Genomic DNA, 16,430 nt, shown 5'->3' on the forward strand with positions numbered 1-16,430 from the left:
CATGCCAGCCAGGGCGTCAGCCAGTTCCAGCTCCTTGTCGGTCTGGCGCTCGTTACACACCAGGCCACCCAGACGCACACCACCCGAGTTGGCGTATTTCAGAATGCCCTTGGAGATGTTGTTGGCCGCATACATGGCCATCATTTCGCCGGACATGACGATGTAGATTTCCTGTGCCTTGTTTTCGCGGATGGGCATGGCAAAGCCACCGCACACCACGTCACCCAGCACGTCGTAAGAGACGTAGTCCACGCCGTCATAAGCGCCGTTTTCTTCCAGGAAGTTGATCGAGGTGATGACACCGCGGCCAGCACAACCGACTCCTGGCTCTGGGCCACCGGATTCGACGCAACGGATGTTCTTGTAACCAATCTTCATCACGTCTTCGAGTTCCAGGTCCTCCACGGAACCGGCCTCAGCAGCGAGGGACAGAATGGTGTCCTGTGCTTTTGCGTGCAGGATCAGGCGGGTGGAATCCGCCTTGGGGTCGCAGCCGACGATGAGAATTTTCTGGCCCAGGTCAGACAGCGCTGCCAGGGTGTTTTGGGATGTGGTTGATTTGCCGATACCACCCTTGCCGTAAAAGGCGATTTGCCGAAGTTTTGCCATGTCATTACTCCAATGAAAAGAGAAAGTTAAGAACCAAGCTTGCGTTGCCGCGACTGGGTCAGCTTTCGTGCCTGTTGGTCTTCTTTGTCTAGGTTCACGTCGGCCGGACTTGTGTCCCGCCCTATGCACATTGCAGCTTCCGTGCCATGCAAAAACAAAGGTCTTCAAATTTCTGAAAAAAGAGGTTTCTCATTGGAGAAAGCCAATTTTTCAGGTGCCAAAACATGGCATTCCAGGCTTTGTCCGTTTCCCGACAAAACCGCAAACCGTGTCGTAAAAATTCCGCAAGCCCATGCTGAAAAGCCGGATTTATGTCGGGTTTGCAGCGTGGCTGTCCAGGTTTCAACCTGGTACGGTCATTGCAGATAGAACCGGGATCACTGCGAGCGTCGCTCCAGTTCTTTCAACCATCACAAAGGAATCCTCATGACAGCCACCCTGGCCCTTAAAGAGATCGACGACACCGCACTTGCGCGCCTTGAGGCCGAGGGCCGGCTGCTGAACCCGCTGCACAAGGCGCTCACCAGCAAACCCGGCCGTGTCGGCTTTCGCGGTGAACTGGCGCTGCGTTTTGCGCCCAAACTGGCAGACGAAGCGCGTCCGCCCGAGTTGATGTGCCCGCAGGCCATGGCGATTGCCAATGTGGGTGAAAAACACATCCCCTTCTTCGCCGGTTACCTGCTGAGTTTTGAGCACCTCAAGGACGTGGCAGAAGTGCTGGGTGACAGCATGAGCGCTGGCGGCAAGTACTTTCTCTTTTGCAACAACATTGATTTGTCCAAGAAGTACCAGGTGCCTTACAAGGGCGCCATGTTCTATGTGCTGCCGATTGACGAATCCACCGTCTACAACGAAATGCTGGACCTGTTGTACCTTGAGAAAAACGACCTCAAGAAAAAAGACACGGCCGGCAAACTTGATGCGGTGGCTGATGCTGCGCTCAAGTTCGACATCACCTTTGACACCATCACTTACGCTGAAGGCTTGGCGCTAATGGGCCCGGTGCGCAACCCCAACGAAAACCGCCCGGTTTGAGTGGCAGAAGACGATGCGCCTGACCAGCACAACCGCTGGTATGCGACCAATCTGGTCGGCGTGCCTGCGCCTTTACTGGCTGGCACGGCGTTCAACGCCAACCCGGTGGCGCTTTCCATTGCTGGCACGCGGGAGTCACATGCGGGCTTGTTCGCGTTGCTGGAAAGCAGCCATGACCTGAGCGAGGCCCACGACATGTTTGTGCATTACCTGAGCATCGCATTTGGACTTCGCAAACCCGCGCCGCATGAGTTGATCGGCATGGGCCAGTCTGAACAGCGGCGTTGGCGCAGCAGCTGGCGCAAACTGCTGCAAGGCTGGGGCATGGATGCCAATGGGGCGGCCGGCGCCGTCCTGAAGGGCTGGGTTGAGAGCCGCTTCGGGCTGGTTCCCAGTTTCCACAAGGCCCCGCTGGCACGTTTCCCGTCCCCGGCCTGGATCGCCTACCTGCAAGAAAAAGCCTCCAGCCGCCTCAATAACAACAACATTTACCAGCAACTGGACTTGTTGTTTGAATTCTGCCAATGGGCCTTGCGTCGCATTCGCACACAAAACCAGGCGGAGCCTGTGCAGCATCTGCGCCTGTGGCGGGGCAGCAACCAGTGCGAGGAACAGGTGGTGACTGGCCGCCTGCAAAACCGCCGCTGCACCATACGCCTGAACAACCTGGTGTCTTTCAGCCTGTCGCAGGAAGACGCCTCGTGCTTTGGCGACTGGGTGTTTGAAGTGCAGGTACCGATGTGCAAGGTGCTGGTGTTTCCCGACCTGCTGCCCGGCCAGGTGCTGCAAGGTGAGCAGGAGGTGCTGGCCATTGGTGGCGACTATGAAGTGATGGCACGCTATGAGTGACTTGCATGACCGCGCGTTGGGTGCCTACCTGGGTTTCGCCATTGGCGATGCCTTGGGCGCCACGGTGGAGTTCATGCGCCCACGCGAAATTGCAGCCCGATACGGCGTACACCGCGAGATCATCGGTGGTGGCTGGCTCAAGCTGGCGCGCGGTCAGGTCACCGACGACACCACCATGAGCCTGGCCCTGGGCGATGCCCTGCTGCAGGGTGGCTGCAGCGCCTTTCCCGGTGACGCCCGCGTCGACGACCGGCTGATTCGCGGTATTGGCGATGCCTATGTGCGCTGGTTCAAAAGCAAGCCGGTGGACTGCGGCAACACCTGCCGTCGCGGCATCATGCGCTACATGCGCGATGGCACGCTGGCGGGCGCGCCCAACCCGGGCGACGGTGGCAACGGCGCGTTGATGCGCAACCTGCCCGCCGTGCTGGCCACCCTGGGCGACGACACGGCTTTTGCGCGCCTGTCCATCGCCCAATCCCACCTGACACACCATCACCCGCTGTCTGACGCCGCCACCCTGGGTCTGGGCCGGCTGTCTGCCCTGCTGCTGGGCGGCATGGGCCACAGCGCCTGCCAGCGGTGGGTCAACCAGTGGGTCACAGACAACCCGGGCTTTTGTTTTACACCTTACCGCGGTTACGCCACCGCCTATGTGGTGGACACGGTGCAAACCGTGCTGCATTACTTCACGCTGCACGAGGACTTTGAGGCGGCGCTGGTGGCCACCGTGAATCAGGGCGACGATGCCGACACCACGGGTGCGCTGGTCGGCATGCTGGCTGGCGCGCGCTGCGGGGCGGCACAACTACCGCAGCGCTGGCTAAGCCGGCTGCAGCCTGATGTCGTCCAGGCCATCACCGACCAGACCAACGGCCTGCTGGCATTGGCACAAAACCTGAATGAAACCTGAAAGGAATCACCATGACCCACCTTGTCTTCTTTGAAAAACCCGGCTGTGGCGGTAATGCGCGCCAGCGTGCCGCGCTGGAGGCCGCAGGCCACACGCTGGAGCGGCGCAATCTGCTGACCGCCCATTGGACTCCTGACGGCCTGCTGGCTTTTCTGGTGCCGCTACCTGTGCCAGATTGGTTTAACCGTGCCGCACCCCGTGTCAAAAGCGGCGAAATTCAACCTGATGCGCTGGATCGTGATGCCGCGCTGGCTTTGCTGCTCAAAGAACCCCTGCTGATCCGGCGCCCGCTGATGCAGCGCACTGACACCGCCACCCGCCATGTCGGCTTTGACACAGCCGCGGTGGAGGCCTGGGTTGGCCTTGGCACGAAGCCTGCGTCTGCCCGCACATTGGAAGGCTGCGCTTCCCCGTCGGAAAGTTGCGCCATCCCCATCTGAATCACCCTGGAGATCACCATGCCCATCTACGACTACAAATGCACAACCTGCAGCCACCCTTTCGAGGTGCTGGTGCGCTCGGACACCATCCCGGCTTGCCCGAACTGCGGCGGCACGGCGCTGGAAAAATGCGTCTCGCCCCTCGCCCCGGCAGGCAAGATCGAGGCCATCCGCATGGCACACCGCCGCGTCGCCGCCGCCCAGGGCCATCTGGACCACTACAGCCCGTCCGACAAGGCCAAGTTGCTGCAGGGCAAGAAAAACATCTGACTGCCGCGCGGCCGAGCCTGTTCCCCTGCCAACCAACCCGTCAGACAGGCACGTTATTTGCCTAGGTAGACAGCGACTGCGGTATTTGTCCGGATTGCGACAACATGCGGGTGGCCATCGCGGCATCGTGCAGTCAACGCGGCTTTTATTTATTCAAGGAGGAATTGTCATGAATTCATCCGGCCTCATCGCCATGCTGCTGGTCAGCCTGCCACTTGTCACCCTGCAGGCCAGGGCTGACGAGGTGTCGGTCGCCGTGGCGGCCAATTTCACCGCGCCCATGCAAAAAATCGCCGCTGAATTCGAAAAGGACACCGGTCACAAGGTCGCCATCGCTTTTGGCGCCAGCGGCAAGTTCTACGCACAAATCAAAAACGGCGCGCCCTTCGAGGTGTTGTTTGCGGCCGACGACGACACCCCTGCCAGGCTGATCCAGGAGAACCTCGCCGTGGCTGGCAGCCAATTCACCTACGCCATTGGCACGCTGGTGCTGTGGTCGGCCAGGCCAGCCCTGGTTGACCCCGCCGGGGTTGTCCTTAAAAGCGGCAGTTTTGACCACCTGGCCATTGCCAATCCCAAACTGGCACCTTATGGCGCCGCCGCAGTCGAAGTCATGAAATCTCTGGGTGTGTATGAGGCATCACAAGCCAGAATCGTGACGGGTGAAAGCATTGCGCAAACCTACCAGTTCATCCGCAGCGGGAATGCCCAGCTGGGCTTTGTGGCGCTGTCACAGGTGCTCAAAGATGGCAAGTTGGAAGGCTCCGCCTGGCTTGTGCCGGGCAAGCTGCATTCGCCGATCCGCCAGGACGCTGTCATGCTGGAAGGAGGCAAGGGTAAACCAGCCGCTGAAGCCTTGCTGAAATACCTCAAAACCGACAAAGCCAGAACCATCATCAAGGCATCTGGTTATGCGATGTCTTAGGCCATTCGACAGGAGCCATTGACATGAACCCCTCCCACGACTGCCGCGCCTTGTTGCAGACCGAACTGCTGGACCGACCCGCGCCCGCGCAGGCCGCCAGCGACCCATTGCGCCCGGTGCTGGCCAGCTTGCTGGCGGGCCGCTCGCTCAATCAGGGCGTATTGCCCGCCACGCTGGGTCTGGCAGAGCCTGATTTCCAGGCACTTTGGCGCGACTACTTTCCCGGTGCCCGGCTGAACTTGCAGCATGGCCCGGGCGAAGACATTGCCGAGCTGGAAGACTTGCTGCATCTGCTGCTCGAATACCGGGCCGGATTACGGGAATCGGAAGTCTGGCTGGCCCGCATCGTGGCCTACAGCTGCTGTGGCCGCAACCACCTGTGGCAGGACCTGGGCCTGGCCGACCGGGGCGAACTCTCCACCTTGATGACGCTGGCCTTTCCCGCGCTGGCAAGCTTGAACGTGGGCGACATGAAGTGGAAAAAGTTCATCTACCGCCATTACTGCGCCAGGGAAGGCATTTACGTCTGCCCGGCACCGTCGTGCGGCGAATGTGCCGACCACGCCAAGTGTTTTTCGCCCGAGGTGTAAGCATGCTGTTGAGCCCCGGTGATCTGCAAGCCATCTGGCTGACGGTGCGCCTGGCGGGCATCGTGACACTGATCCTGTTGCTGCTGGGCACGCCGATGGCCTGGTGGCTGGCGCGCAGCAAAGCCTGGTGGAAAGGGCCGGTGGGCGCGGTGGTGGCGCTGCCGCTGGTGTTGCCGCCATCGGTGCTGGGTTTTTACCTGCTGCTGGTGATGGGGCCGAATGGTCCGGTGGGGCAGCTCACCCAGGCGGCGGGCATCGGGCTGCTGCCGTTCTCCTTCTGGGGGCTGGTGGTGGGGTCGGTGTTTTACTCGCTGCCCTTCATGGTGCAGCCCCTGCAGAGCGCATTTGAGGCGATGGGCGAGCGCCCGCTGGAAGTGGCGGCCACCTTGCGCGCCTCGCCACTGGACGCCTTTTTTAGCGTGGCCGTGCCGCTGGCCTTGCCGGGTTTTTTGACCGCCTCGATCCTGACCTTTGCACATACCGTGGGCGAATTTGGCGTGGTGTTGATGATTGGCGGCAACCTGCCAGGCGTGACCCGGGTCGCTTCGGTGCAAATTTACGACCATGTCGAGGCCATGGAATACACGGACGCGCATCGCCTCTCGGCGGTGATGCTGGTTTTTTCTTTCCTGGTGCTGCTGGCCATGTACGCATGGCGACCCAAACCGAAGCAAGGGGCCTGAGGTGAACGGCATACAAGCCCGCTTTCGACTCGACTGGCCCGGGTTTTCGCTCGATGTCGACCTGGACTTGCCGGCACGCGGCGTGAGCGCATTGTTTGGCCACTCCGGCTCGGGCAAAACCACGCTGCTGCGTTGCATCGCCGGGCTGGAACGCGCACCACAAGGCCGTCTCACCGTCAACGGCGAGGTCTGGCAGGACGATGGGTACTGGTTGCCCACGCACCAGCGACCCTTGGGTTATGTGTTTCAGGAGGCCAGCCTGTTCCCGCACCTGACGGTGATGGGCAACCTGCGTTATGGGCTCAGACGCAACTCCGGCCCGCAGTGCGTCAGTCTGGACCACGCCATCGAGTTGCTGGGTATTGGCCACCTGCTGGCACGCAAACCCGATCAACTCTCGGGCGGTGAGCGTCAGCGTGTGGGCATGGCACGCGCGCTGGCCCTGAGCCCGCGCCTGCTGCTGATGGACGAACCCCTGGCCGCGCTGGACTTGAAACGCAAGCAAGAGATATTGCCCTACCTGGAGCGGCTGCACCGCGAGCTGGACATCCCGGTGGTTTACGTCAGCCATGCGCCTGACGAGGTAGCGCGCCTGGCCGATCACATTGTGGTCATGGAAGCGGGCCGTGCCGTGGCAACCGGGCCGCTCACCGACACCCTGGCCCGGCTCGACCTGCCGATCCAACTGGGAGAAGACGCCGGTGTGGTGCTGGATGCCGTGGTGGCGGAGCGCGACGCGGCCTGGCACCTGGCGCGCGTGGAATTTCCCGGTGGCAGCCTGTGGGTGCGCGACGGCGGCCACGCGCTGGGCCAGGCGGTGCGGGTGCGCATTCTGGCGCGTGATGTCAGCATCGCCTTGCAAAGAACCAGCCACACCAGCATCCAGAATTGCCTGAGTGCGGTGGTCGATGAAATCGCCGATGACCACCACCCGGCCTTGTCGCTGATTCGACTCAAGGTGGGGCGCTCGCCGGTGCTGGCGCGCCTGACCCGGAAAGCGGCCGTGGGGCTCGGTCTGTTGCCGGGTTTGCCAGTCTGGGCTCAGATCAAGGCAGTGGCCTTGATTGGCTAGCAAAAACCCTTCCCATTGGCTGCGTCATGCCAAGCAGCCATACTGCCTGCAAATGGCGCGACCTGTGCCAAGAAAGGCTACCCATGAGCGACCCCGCCGCAACGCCCCACCATACCATTCCGTCGATCACCGCGGGCTGGTCGCAGTTCACGCACCTGCTGCGCAAAACCCCACCCCGGCTCAATCTGGCCCTGCAGGGCGGTGGCGCACACGGGGCCTTTACCTGGGGCGTATTGGATGCGCTGCTTCAGCAGCCGGAACTGACGTTTGAGGGCCTGAGCGGCAGCAGCGCCGGCGCCATGAACGCCGTGGTGTTTGCCGACGGCTGGATGAAAGGCGGCCGCGAGGGCGCGGGCCAGGCGCTGGCCGGATTCTGGAGCGACGTCGGGCGGCAGATGCCCTGGGTGTCCATGACACGCGGGGAGAACGATGCCGTCAACTTGTCTCACGCCGCCAACATGATGGCCCAATGGGCGGGTTATTTTTCTCCGGCACAGCTCAACCCTTTTGAGTTGAATCCGCTGCGCAACTTGCTGCTGCGCCAGATCGACTTCGAGGGCCTGCGCACGCGCTCGCCCTTCAAGCTGTTTGTCGGCACAACACAGGCCAGCACCGGCAAGCTGCGGATATTTCGCGAAACCGAGCTCACGGTGGACGTGCTGCTGGCTTCGGCCTGTCTGCCCAAAATCCACCATGCCGTGGAGATTGAGGGCGAACCGTATTGGGATGGCGGCTACAGCGCCAACCCGGCGGTGTTTCCGTTGTTCTACGACTGCGAGTCACGCGACGTGATGCTGGTGATGCTCAGCCCGTTCCGGCGCGAAGGCACGCCGCACACGGTGAAGGAAATCGACACACGCATTGCCGAGCTGGGGTTCAGCACCCACTTCATGCGCGAGATGCGCATGTTTGCCCACGCCAGGACATTTGCCGGTCGCCCCTTCTTCCGCTGGGGGCGGTTGGAGCGCCGTTTGCACGCCATGCGTTTTCATATGGTCGATTCCAGCGGGCTGGCCAATCTGGAGCACAGCGACACCAAGCTGCTGGCCCACGGGCCGTTTCTGGAACTGCTTCACGAGCAGGGCCGCACGCGCGGCCAGGACTGGCTGGCGCAACATGCCGCCGCGCTCGGACAACACGGCACGCTGGACGTGCAGGCCTGTTTTACCTGAGGTGTCCGGTTTTGTCCGACTGGCATAACCTGATTTTTACCTTTTTTCACGTCTTCGCTCAAACAGTCACGTATCTTGCTTGGCATGCCCCATGACACTCAAGTTTTACATGACCCCCGGCTCCTGCTCGACCGGTATTCACATCCTGCTCGAAGAGCTGGACTTGCCTTTCGAAGTGACCATCGTCAACCTGCCCGCAGGTGACCACCTCAAGCCCGCGTACCGGGCGCTCAACCCCAAAGGGACAATTCCGACCCTGGTGCTGGACGACGGGCAGGCCCTGACCGAGTTTCAGGCCATTGCCTACTGGCTGGCCCGCAGTTATCCGCGCAAACGCCTGCTGCCCGATGACCCGCTGCAAGCTGCGCTGGCGCTGGAGTTGATGGACTATGTGGTGGGCACGGTACACGGCCAGGGCTTTACCCGCATCTTCACCACCGACCGTTATCTGCCCGCCGGGCTGACCGATAACCACCGGGAGGCGTTGCAATCAGGTGTTCAGGCACGCGGGCGCGAGATCGTCAACGAGGCTTTGGCCGTCATTGAGTCGCGCTTGCCCGACGCCGCTTATGCCTTGGGTGCAGACTTTACGATCGCCGACGCGGCCCTTTTTTACGTTGAATTTTGGTCTGACAAGACCGGCCTGACCCTGCCACCGCGTTGCGCTGCGCATTACCAACTGGTGCGCAACCGGCCGGTTGTGCAACGTGTGTTGCGCGAGGAAGGTTACCGCTGAAGCAGCCCGAACGGCACCCTGCACCCACGCCCAGTACCCAGCGTTTATTGTTGAGAGAAGCCATCATGAATACCCAAGACCTCTTTGCCCGCAACCGCGTGATCTTCACGCATTTCGACAGCTACAGTGCAGCGCTGCTGTTCCCGCGCTGGGACAACACGCTGCTGTGGCCTGCTGCCCTGCCCGAATCCGCCACGCCGATGCCACCACCGACCACGGTCAATCCAGAACATGTGGCCAACACGGTCAAGCAAGCCGTGGTCGAGCGCTGCGGCCTCAACCCGGACGAACTGGAACATGTCGGCGACTTCAACCATTGGGCGCAAACAGAGTCCGGCCCGGTGCGCATCCACCTGCTGCGTTTCACCACCCTCGATGCGCCAAAAGCCGAAATCGAAGCGCTGGGCGGCGAGTTCAAACCGATCAGCCTGTTACGCGGCAGCGCGATGAGCGAACTGCTTTTGCTGCGGGAAGTGTTTAACCTGATCGTTGGCGCAGGCGGCGGCTGAGCCGAAGGGGTTGCGTTGTTGCGGAATGCACAGCGGCTTGGTGGCTGTGTTTGCTATGTTAGGGGCGGCTTCAGACTCGTTGCTGTCAGTCAGTTTGCCGAATTGCTTCAGCTGTACCAGCCCTTCGGATAGCGATTGTCTCGATTGAACTGCAAAGGCTGATTTCCTCATCACGGTGGTGCTGTGGCACTCCATAATGCCCTCAAGGAACCACAAGGAGGAGACCTATGACTACTATTTATTGCTTGCCTGGGTATGGCGGAAGTCTTGATGCAGGACTGGGTGCGGCACTGATCGGGCGAGGATTTGACCTTGCAGGCCGTCAAACGATAGGTTCCTTTCATGATTTGACCTTTAGTGAACAGATTGATCTGGTGGCCAATGACTTACGGAGCCTGTTCTGGTATGAAGATGCAAAGGTGATCGCAAACTCCTTTGGAGCTTATCTGTTTCTTCACGCCCAGACCCTTTTACCCCCATATATCGGCCATGTGCTGCTGCTGTCTCCAATCGTGGGTGCGTCGGAAGACGAAGAACGTTTGATGATTTTCGAACCACCGCGTCCGGGTCAACTACAGGCGATGACAAAAGCCAGAACTTATCCAGTTCCGCTGCGCTGCGAGTTTCATGTGGGTGAACTCGACTGGCAAAGTAGCCCTACGGCTGTCACCGCCTTGGCTGGTTCATGGGGTCACTCTGTTACGGTGGTTCCAGGCGGGAGGCACCGTCTGGAAAAGAGCTACGTGAGCGGTGTGCTCGATCGGTGGCTGGAGCAGTGAGCACCTCAGCCCAAATGCTTGCCCACGATTCCGGCTAGTTCAAACATCGTTACCTGCGGCTTGCCAAACACGGCCAGCAACTTGTCGTCGGCATTGATGACACGCTTGTTGGTTGCATCCTGCAGGTTGTTGGCTTTGATGTAGTCCCAGAGCTTCTTGATCACCTCGGCGCGCGCCACGGGTTCGGCACCAATAACGGCGGCCAAGGCGGCGCTGGGGATGGATCCCGTACCGCTGACTGGAAGTTTACGTGGCGTATTCTGGTTGGATACCTTTGAAGGCACCTTCACTGCTTTTTCCGTGCCCTTAAGTAGTCCGTTGGTGCCACTTCGGCAAGTTGCCTCAATGAGAAATTGGGAGTTAGTGTCGCCTGCATGAGCCTTTGCTATCGTCACTACATCAATAGGTTCTCCGCTTGTGGTCACAGAGCTTCTTTGATCGTCTTTTAATGTCTGCAATGACTGGCGACGCGCAATTTCATCCCTAATCTCCTTAGCTTTGTTCCCTGCTTCAATGTGTTTGGTCATTGAATCAATGTTTCCAGAAACGGCTTGCGTAACTGCGATAGACCAAATGCGCTCATAGTTCATTAAACGTCGGGCAAGTTCATCATCACTCCAGTTTTTTACAGGCTGATCAAAATTCTTAGGTCGCAGTAGTTGGAGGAAAACGATCACGCCAATAATAATGAGACATCCCAATATAATTTCCATATATATGTTGATTGAATTTTAAATTAATAGTTAATCTAGGCGACATTTCTTATATACATTAAAGACTCAGTAAAGTTTTTACGGCTGCCTTTATATTGACTGGTTTTCTGAGCAACAATTGAATCAGATCAAAGTCATCTTCTGACATTTTGGATAAAGCTTGAATATCTCGCTCAAGCCAGCCATCAGGTAAATCAAGATGCTTTTCCAAAGCACGCATTTTATCAAGGCTTGGTACTTTTAAGGCATGACAATAATCTGTAAGTTGCGCTCGTGTTACCCATGGATGCATCTGAGCAACTGCATTATCATGTGTTCCAAAAAATACCGTCCTTAAATACATAAAATTTTTGGATATGACTGTGTATGAATTCATGTGTTTCTCGATTAATTTAAGCTCTTTGGATTTTTTTGTATCTGTGACCAACTGTAATAATTTTTCCGTCAGTGCTCACAACCTTGTAAACATCGTTAAGCAATTCCCATAACTTGGCTACGGCTCGATGGCCCCAATCCCGTTCCATTGCCCTACGACTGGCCTTATTCATGTAAACAATAATTGCGCCATTTCCATCGTATTGCTCTTGTCCATACCGATCTAAAGCCTCAACAGCTATTGGCAAAATGCCACGGCGTTGACTTTGTTGAGTCGAATGCTTAGTGTTCATAATTTATTTCTCCCACAGAATTTATTAAATAAAAAATATTTATTAATCAACTTAAAAACATTTCAATTTCATCGCGATTGAAATCATCTGCCAAATCAGATAATTCTTTTAATCGAAGCTTATTCTCTTTTGTCCCTGGCACATCTTCATCTACCAAATAACATGCAGACCAATCAAGTTTTTTAGAAAGTTGGCAGTTATAAATACCACATTTCCAGTCCTCTCCCTCTAGGTGCAACCTGACATAAAATAAGGGATCGAAGTAAATATCTTCTATGGCTTTCATAGGGCTTGTGGATAGAGACTCGACTCTGCCACCAAATTTAGTAACATTTTTTGGCATATCCAAATAGTTAAAAAGAGTATCTGAACCACGTAGAAAAATTATGAGACGACATAAAAGTGCATCACGTAAGAGACCGTGCTTTTCCACTATGTCATTTAGCAACTGAGCAGTTGAGTCTTGAATCTCAATGTTGACTATTTGGGGGGTTTTGTGTGCCAAGAGTCCGCTGATGTAACGTCTTGCCTTGGCGGACATCTTGTAGCTCCCAAGATCCTGAGTCACCGACGGCAGCTCGGTCGCCAGCATATGGTCAAGAAAAGGGCCACGGTTGATGAACAATTTTTGGGTTTGAACAGTGAAACTTGCCCACAATGAGGCTGGTACGCGGAAGGTAATTTTTTTCATGACTGCTTGCTTCCTGAATTGTTGAATGGTGAGAAGTCTACAATCAATCGCGCGTCTTTAGGGAAATATCTTTAAAGAAGTACGGAAGAAATTCCAGTCAGGTACCCACCAAACGATCGTTTTTGGCGCGCCCACGCCCCGTTAAGGGCCAGCCCATTTTTGGGAGTGCACTGTTCGTAAACTAATCTACAAATCAAAACACGGCAAGCGTCTGAGCTGATCAGCCAATGAACTGGACTGCCAGCAACCTGTCGTTAATCAGTGACTTCAAACGCTGCAGAACAGTCAACAAAGCTGGCACAGACATCCGAAATTTTTGTCTTCTTGCTTAACCACCAACAACGCTCGCTCACCGGCAGGGTAAGGGTTGGGGTGGCGGCCGATTTCTGGGCCTTTGACAGTATGAGGCCGCCGCCCCAGCCCTTATCCTGCCACCCGCAACCGCTGCGAAACAGCCTTCCTCACGGTGTCATGCGAAACAGCTAGGGCTGGCTCTGCTGGTACACACGCAGCCACAACTGCGTGGCAGGCACCAGGGATTCGCAGGCAAACCACACGGCTTCGTCCAGCGCATGGCATCCCAGCCCAGCTCGGGCATGAACGAGCGATCAGCCGGGTCGACCTGGGCGGCGCACAGCTTTAGGCAGCTACCGAGTGCGCAGACAGGTTGACTTGAAGCCGTTCGCGCACCGCCCGGAAGATGGCAGCCAGGTTATCCATACTGGGATTTCCTGCTGGCGACAACATCCGATGCAAACTCTTGCTTGGCTTGGCGGTCAGCGTTGCAAGTTGCTCGAAACCGATGGTGGCATTTACCAGGTCACGCAGGATCAGGCGCGCGGTCTCTGGCTCGCCGTTGAGAAACAGAGTCGCAGCCTCATCCAACAGCGCTTGCGCAAATGACGCGTCACTCTGCGCCCGCTGGATGACAGTTTCTTTGAAATTTCTGGTCAGTGTCATTTCCTTTACCCTTGTGCTTCTTTTCGACTTTGATCGCCATGTTTTATGGTAACACATGTGTTACTTTTGCCGGTCGCCACTACCCGCAACCGCTGCGAAACAGCCTTCCTCACGGTGTCATTCGAAACAGTTCGGGCTGGCTCTGCTGGTACACACGCAGCCACAACAGCGTGGCAGGTACCAGGGATTCGCAGGCAAACCACAGGGCTTCGTCCAGCGCCGGGCCTGCCGGACCTGTAAAGCGTAGCCGCATGGCATCCCAGCCGTCCCAGTCCAGCTCGGGCATGTGCGAGCGCTCAACCGGGTCGACCTGGGCGGCGCTGTCGGCCAGCGTGTTGAGCTGGCGCAGCACCTCCTGGCGGGTCAGGCGCGAGCGCAGCAGTTCGTCACGCGCCAGCCCTTCAGTCAAAATGGCAACCGAGGTGCCGGCTTGCTCGATGAGGCTCAGCAGCGCACTGTGGATGATGTGCGCCATGGCTTATGAGACCAGCGTTTCATCACCCGCAGCGACGAGCAGCCGGCTGTTGAGTTCCAGCGCAAACTCACGCCAGGCGGCGGCCAGGTCGAGGGTGATGGCGCGCAGTGTTTCCGCGTCCGGCTGATGCTCGGTCGGGAAATTGGACAGGGCGCAGGATGCGGCGTTGTGTTGGAGTGCCGCCTCCAGCAGGCCTTTGTTCCAACCCTCAAAAGGTGCCAGCAGCGCCGCGGTCAAGGCATGACGACCGTTGACGATCTGGCTGTCGGCGGCGTCCAGCGCGGGCAGCAAGCGGTCCAGTCGCGCCAGGGACTCGCTGTAAACCTGATCCGCCGCTGCCAGCAAGGCGCGTTGCGTGAGCAACTCCACCTGCTGACTTGACAGCAAGCGGGTCAGGTGCAACCGATAACGGTGCGCTGCCATGTCACGCAGCGCCTGCACGCTGCTGGCAAATAGGGCAATGGCTGCGCTGCGGGTGTCACAGGCACCGCCCGCCACCGTTGCCACCGGCAAGGCCACGGCGCTGCGCGCGCTGGCATGTGGGCGGCACAGGGCGTGATGCAGTCTATCGGCGGACTCCAGCGCGCCTTCCATGTGACCGACACCATGCGCCGCTGTCTCGCTGCCACCCAGAAAAAGCCGCCCCGACCACAGCGGCTGGCGCAACAGGGGCTCGTTCAGCGGTGGCTCGGACGGGTGCTTGCGGTCAGACAAGCTGCAGGTCCAGGGCTCATCCGCCCAGTCTTGCAGGAACGCCTCCCCGTTCTGGGCCGCTGCGCCAAAGAGCTGCGTCAGCTGGCTGTTGATCAACAAGGGCAAGCCGCGCCTAAAGTGCTGCCGCTGGGCCGCGTCAAGTGCCACAAAGCCACCCAAGGCACCGGCGTCCGTACCCTCGGCGCTGGCATCAAACACCTCACCCAGTACCGCCTGGGCATGGCGCACAAAGGCGTTGCCGGATTGGCCGGCTGCGCGCCAGAACGGCTGCGCAAAGGTGGTCACCGACTTGGCCTGGTCAGCCATCCAGGTCGGTGTGGCAGCCAGCGCTTGCCACACGGCGGCGGGTAGCGGTGGCTCAAATTGAATATGTTCGTGAACCAGGCGCGGCGGCAGGGCCAAGACCACTTGGCGCGCCCGGATCGGGTGTCCGGTATCGGGTTGCAGTTCAATGAATGCGCCCCGGTCGCGCAGCACCTGCACGGCCAGGTTGGTGCGAACGCAGCCGGGCGGCAAACTTTGTGCCAGCGCATGGGTCAACTGGGTCGCGCCGCCCGTGATGCGCCGGGCACCGACATGTACGCCATTGGGCTCGGTGCGGCGGGTTGGTTCGCGGTTGGGGTCGGTCAACCACAGCGCATCACCCGGGTCATGCTGGGCGTGGCTGGCAAGGCCGAGTTCGGACAACAGCGCGGTGATGCGCGGCTCGGTCTCCGGCCAAAACCAGCTGGCACCCAGGTCCAGCGCCTGGCCGGTGGTGGCGCACTGTTGGGTGAGCACGCGGCCTCCCAGGCGGTCCCGCGCCTCGATCACCTGCACCGTCTGGCCGCGAGCCATCAGCAAGCGCGCCAGCGCCAGGCCACACAGGCCGGCACCAACGATGGCGACATCAACAAGCCGATTCACTGGCATGGGTACGGGCTCTGGCATGGGTCACCTCACGGGCGCAGTGGGCGTGATGCCTGCAAAGTGCGACAAATGCGCCTATTTCACCAATTCAACCGTGACAGGCTCTTCGCCCAGAATGGCCTGGCAGGCCAGACGCGAGCCGGAGCTGACGCCGACGATGCCGTCGAGTTTTTCGTTCTCGACGCGCTGGATTTTCGACAGGCTCTTGCGTCCCACCGACACCAGCACATGGCAGCTTTCACATTTGGCTTCGCCGCCGCATTTGCTGACGATGGGCTCACCCACGGATTGCAGGGCCTTGAGCAGGCTGGTGCCAGCGGCGATTTCGTAGGATTTGCCGGAGGGGAGGACGGTGAGTGTGGTCATGGTGTCAAGTGGCGCAAGGCCGTTCGGTGGTTAAAAAAAATGGGAAATGGTTCAGGCCGCCAGCGCTGGCTGCATCGCATCCATCAACGCGGTGGCGAACTGCGCCAGCGGCATGTCGATGCGGGTGATGTTTTGCTCGGCCAAAAAGCGTGCTTCCATGCGGGTCGGCTCATTGGGCAACACCGCCCAATGGCGGTCGCTGGAGCGTTTCATGATCTGGCGTGCGAAGCAGCGGGTCAGTTGGTCGTCAAAGCGGCAACCCAAAAACAGAAAGTTGCGCCCGGTGCGCCAGGCTTGCACCGCTGCCGGAATGGGTGTCTGGATGTCGATCTCGGTCAGCACCTCTACATAG

At 58.9% G+C, this 16,430-nt stretch carries 22 protein-coding genes and 1 pseudogene; 13 read left to right on the forward strand and 10 right to left on the reverse strand.

Going from position 1 to position 16,430, the window contains the following annotated elements; genetic code table 11:
• Positions 1–609, reverse strand: a 609-nt coding sequence (locus tag NDI87_RS11190; protein ID WP_296275291.1) for an AAA family ATPase, incomplete at its 3' end; no start/stop codon positions are given.
• A gap of 426 nt (positions 610–1,035) precedes the next feature.
• Here NDI87_RS11190 and NDI87_RS11195 point away from each other — a divergent pair.
• The 13 genes from NDI87_RS11195 to NDI87_RS11255 all read left to right on the forward strand — a co-directional run bounded on the left by NDI87_RS11195 (position 1,036) and on the right by NDI87_RS11255 (position 10,582).
• Positions 1,036–1,644: a hypothetical protein gene (locus NDI87_RS11195; protein WP_296275292.1), complete on the forward strand. Its 609-nt coding sequence runs from the start codon at positions 1,036–1,038 to the stop codon at positions 1,642–1,644.
• Positions 1,645–2,493: an NAD(+)--dinitrogen-reductase ADP-D-ribosyltransferase gene (locus NDI87_RS11200; RefSeq protein WP_296275293.1), complete on the forward strand. Its 849-nt coding sequence runs from the start codon at positions 1,645–1,647 to the stop codon at positions 2,491–2,493.
• Positions 2,486–3,406 (forward strand): ADP-ribosyl-[dinitrogen reductase] hydrolase, encoded by a 921-nt coding sequence (draG, locus tag NDI87_RS11205; RefSeq protein ID WP_296275294.1) that lies wholly within the window; start codon positions 2,486–2,488, stop codon positions 3,404–3,406. The genes NDI87_RS11200 and draG overlap by 8 nt, the downstream gene beginning before the upstream one ends.
• Before the next feature lie 11 nt (positions 3,407–3,417).
• Positions 3,418–3,846, forward strand: a complete 429-nt coding sequence (locus tag NDI87_RS11210; RefSeq protein ID WP_296275295.1) for an ArsC/Spx/MgsR family protein — start codon at positions 3,418–3,420, stop codon at positions 3,844–3,846.
• 18 nt (positions 3,847–3,864) lie between these two features.
• Positions 3,865–4,116 carry a zinc ribbon domain-containing protein gene (locus NDI87_RS11215; RefSeq protein ID WP_296275296.1) on the forward strand — a complete coding sequence of 84 codons (252 nt, stop codon included), beginning with the start codon at positions 3,865–3,867 and terminating at the stop codon, positions 4,114–4,116.
• A 169-nt stretch (positions 4,117–4,285) separates the two neighbouring features.
• Positions 4,286–5,041 carry a molybdate ABC transporter substrate-binding protein gene (modA, locus tag NDI87_RS11220; protein ID WP_296275297.1) on the forward strand — a complete coding sequence of 252 codons (756 nt, stop codon included), beginning with the start codon at positions 4,286–4,288 and terminating at the stop codon, positions 5,039–5,041.
• Positions 5,042–5,064: 23 nt separating this feature from the next.
• Positions 5,065–5,631: a nitrogen fixation protein NifQ gene (locus NDI87_RS11225; RefSeq protein ID WP_296275298.1), complete on the forward strand. Its 567-nt coding sequence runs from the start codon at positions 5,065–5,067 to the stop codon at positions 5,629–5,631.
• 2 nt (positions 5,632–5,633) lie between these two features.
• Positions 5,634–6,314 carry a molybdate ABC transporter permease subunit gene (modB, locus tag NDI87_RS11230; protein ID WP_296275299.1) on the forward strand — a complete coding sequence of 227 codons (681 nt, stop codon included), beginning with the start codon at positions 5,634–5,636 and terminating at the stop codon, positions 6,312–6,314.
• 1 nt (position 6,315) lies between these two features.
• Positions 6,316–7,386 (forward strand): molybdenum ABC transporter ATP-binding protein, encoded by a 1,071-nt coding sequence (gene modC / locus NDI87_RS11235; protein ID WP_296275300.1) that lies wholly within the window; start codon positions 6,316–6,318, stop codon positions 7,384–7,386.
• An 83-nt stretch (positions 7,387–7,469) separates the two neighbouring features.
• On the forward strand, positions 7,470–8,558 hold the full coding sequence (locus tag NDI87_RS11240) for a patatin-like phospholipase family protein (RefSeq protein ID WP_296275301.1): 1,089 nt from the start codon (positions 7,470–7,472) through the stop codon (positions 8,556–8,558).
• Positions 8,559–8,649: 91 nt separating this feature from the next.
• Positions 8,650–9,294: a glutathione S-transferase gene (locus NDI87_RS11245; protein ID WP_296275302.1), complete on the forward strand. Its 645-nt coding sequence runs from the start codon at positions 8,650–8,652 to the stop codon at positions 9,292–9,294.
• A 65-nt stretch (positions 9,295–9,359) separates the two neighbouring features.
• On the forward strand, positions 9,360–9,803 hold the full coding sequence (locus NDI87_RS11250) for a hypothetical protein (protein ID WP_296275303.1): 444 nt from the start codon (positions 9,360–9,362) through the stop codon (positions 9,801–9,803).
• Positions 9,804–10,030: 227 nt separating this feature from the next.
• The gene (locus tag NDI87_RS11255) at positions 10,031–10,582 is read left to right on the forward strand and encodes a hypothetical protein (RefSeq protein WP_296275304.1); all 552 of its coding nucleotides are present in this window, start codon (positions 10,031–10,033) and stop codon (positions 10,580–10,582) included.
• A 5-nt stretch (positions 10,583–10,587) separates the two neighbouring features.
• Here NDI87_RS11255 and NDI87_RS11260 read toward each other — a convergent pair.
• From NDI87_RS11260 to NDI87_RS11300, 9 genes and pseudogenes are all read right to left on the reverse strand, one after another.
• Positions 10,588–10,800, reverse strand: a pseudogene (locus NDI87_RS11260) (SWIB/MDM2 domain-containing protein); the annotation flags it as partial.
• Between the two features lie 553 nt (positions 10,801–11,353).
• Positions 11,354–11,671: a hypothetical protein gene (locus tag NDI87_RS11265; protein ID WP_296275305.1), complete on the reverse strand. Its 318-nt coding sequence runs from the start codon at positions 11,669–11,671 to the stop codon at positions 11,354–11,356.
• Between the two features lie 16 nt (positions 11,672–11,687).
• A complete protein-coding gene (locus NDI87_RS11270) occupies positions 11,688–11,963 on the reverse strand; it encodes a hypothetical protein (RefSeq protein WP_296275306.1) in 276 nt (91 codons plus the stop codon).
• Positions 11,964–12,009: 46 nt separating this feature from the next.
• Positions 12,010–12,654 (reverse strand): hypothetical protein, encoded by a 645-nt coding sequence (locus tag NDI87_RS11275; protein WP_296275307.1) that lies wholly within the window; start codon positions 12,652–12,654, stop codon positions 12,010–12,012.
• A 639-nt stretch (positions 12,655–13,293) separates the two neighbouring features.
• Entirely contained in the window at positions 13,294–13,614 is a 321-nt protein-coding gene (locus tag NDI87_RS11280) for a transcriptional regulator (RefSeq protein ID WP_296275308.1), read from the reverse strand.
• A 109-nt stretch (positions 13,615–13,723) separates the two neighbouring features.
• Entirely contained in the window at positions 13,724–14,089 is a 366-nt protein-coding gene (locus NDI87_RS11285; RefSeq protein WP_296275309.1) for a hypothetical protein, read from the reverse strand.
• Positions 14,090–14,092: 3 nt separating this feature from the next.
• Entirely contained in the window at positions 14,093–15,733 is a 1,641-nt protein-coding gene (locus tag NDI87_RS11290) for an FAD-dependent oxidoreductase (RefSeq protein ID WP_296275310.1), read from the reverse strand.
• A gap of 54 nt (positions 15,734–15,787) precedes the next feature.
• A complete protein-coding gene (locus NDI87_RS11295) occupies positions 15,788–16,078 on the reverse strand; it encodes a 2Fe-2S iron-sulfur cluster-binding protein (RefSeq protein ID WP_296275311.1) in 291 nt (96 codons plus the stop codon).
• Positions 16,079–16,129: 51 nt separating this feature from the next.
• A partial coding sequence (locus NDI87_RS11300) for an SIR2 family protein (protein ID WP_296275312.1) occupies positions 16,130–16,430 on the reverse strand: 301 nt, incomplete at its 5' end.

Source organism: Rhodoferax sp., assembly GCF_023701345.1.
Classification (GTDB): domain Bacteria; phylum Pseudomonadota; class Gammaproteobacteria; order Burkholderiales; family Burkholderiaceae_C; genus Rhodoferax.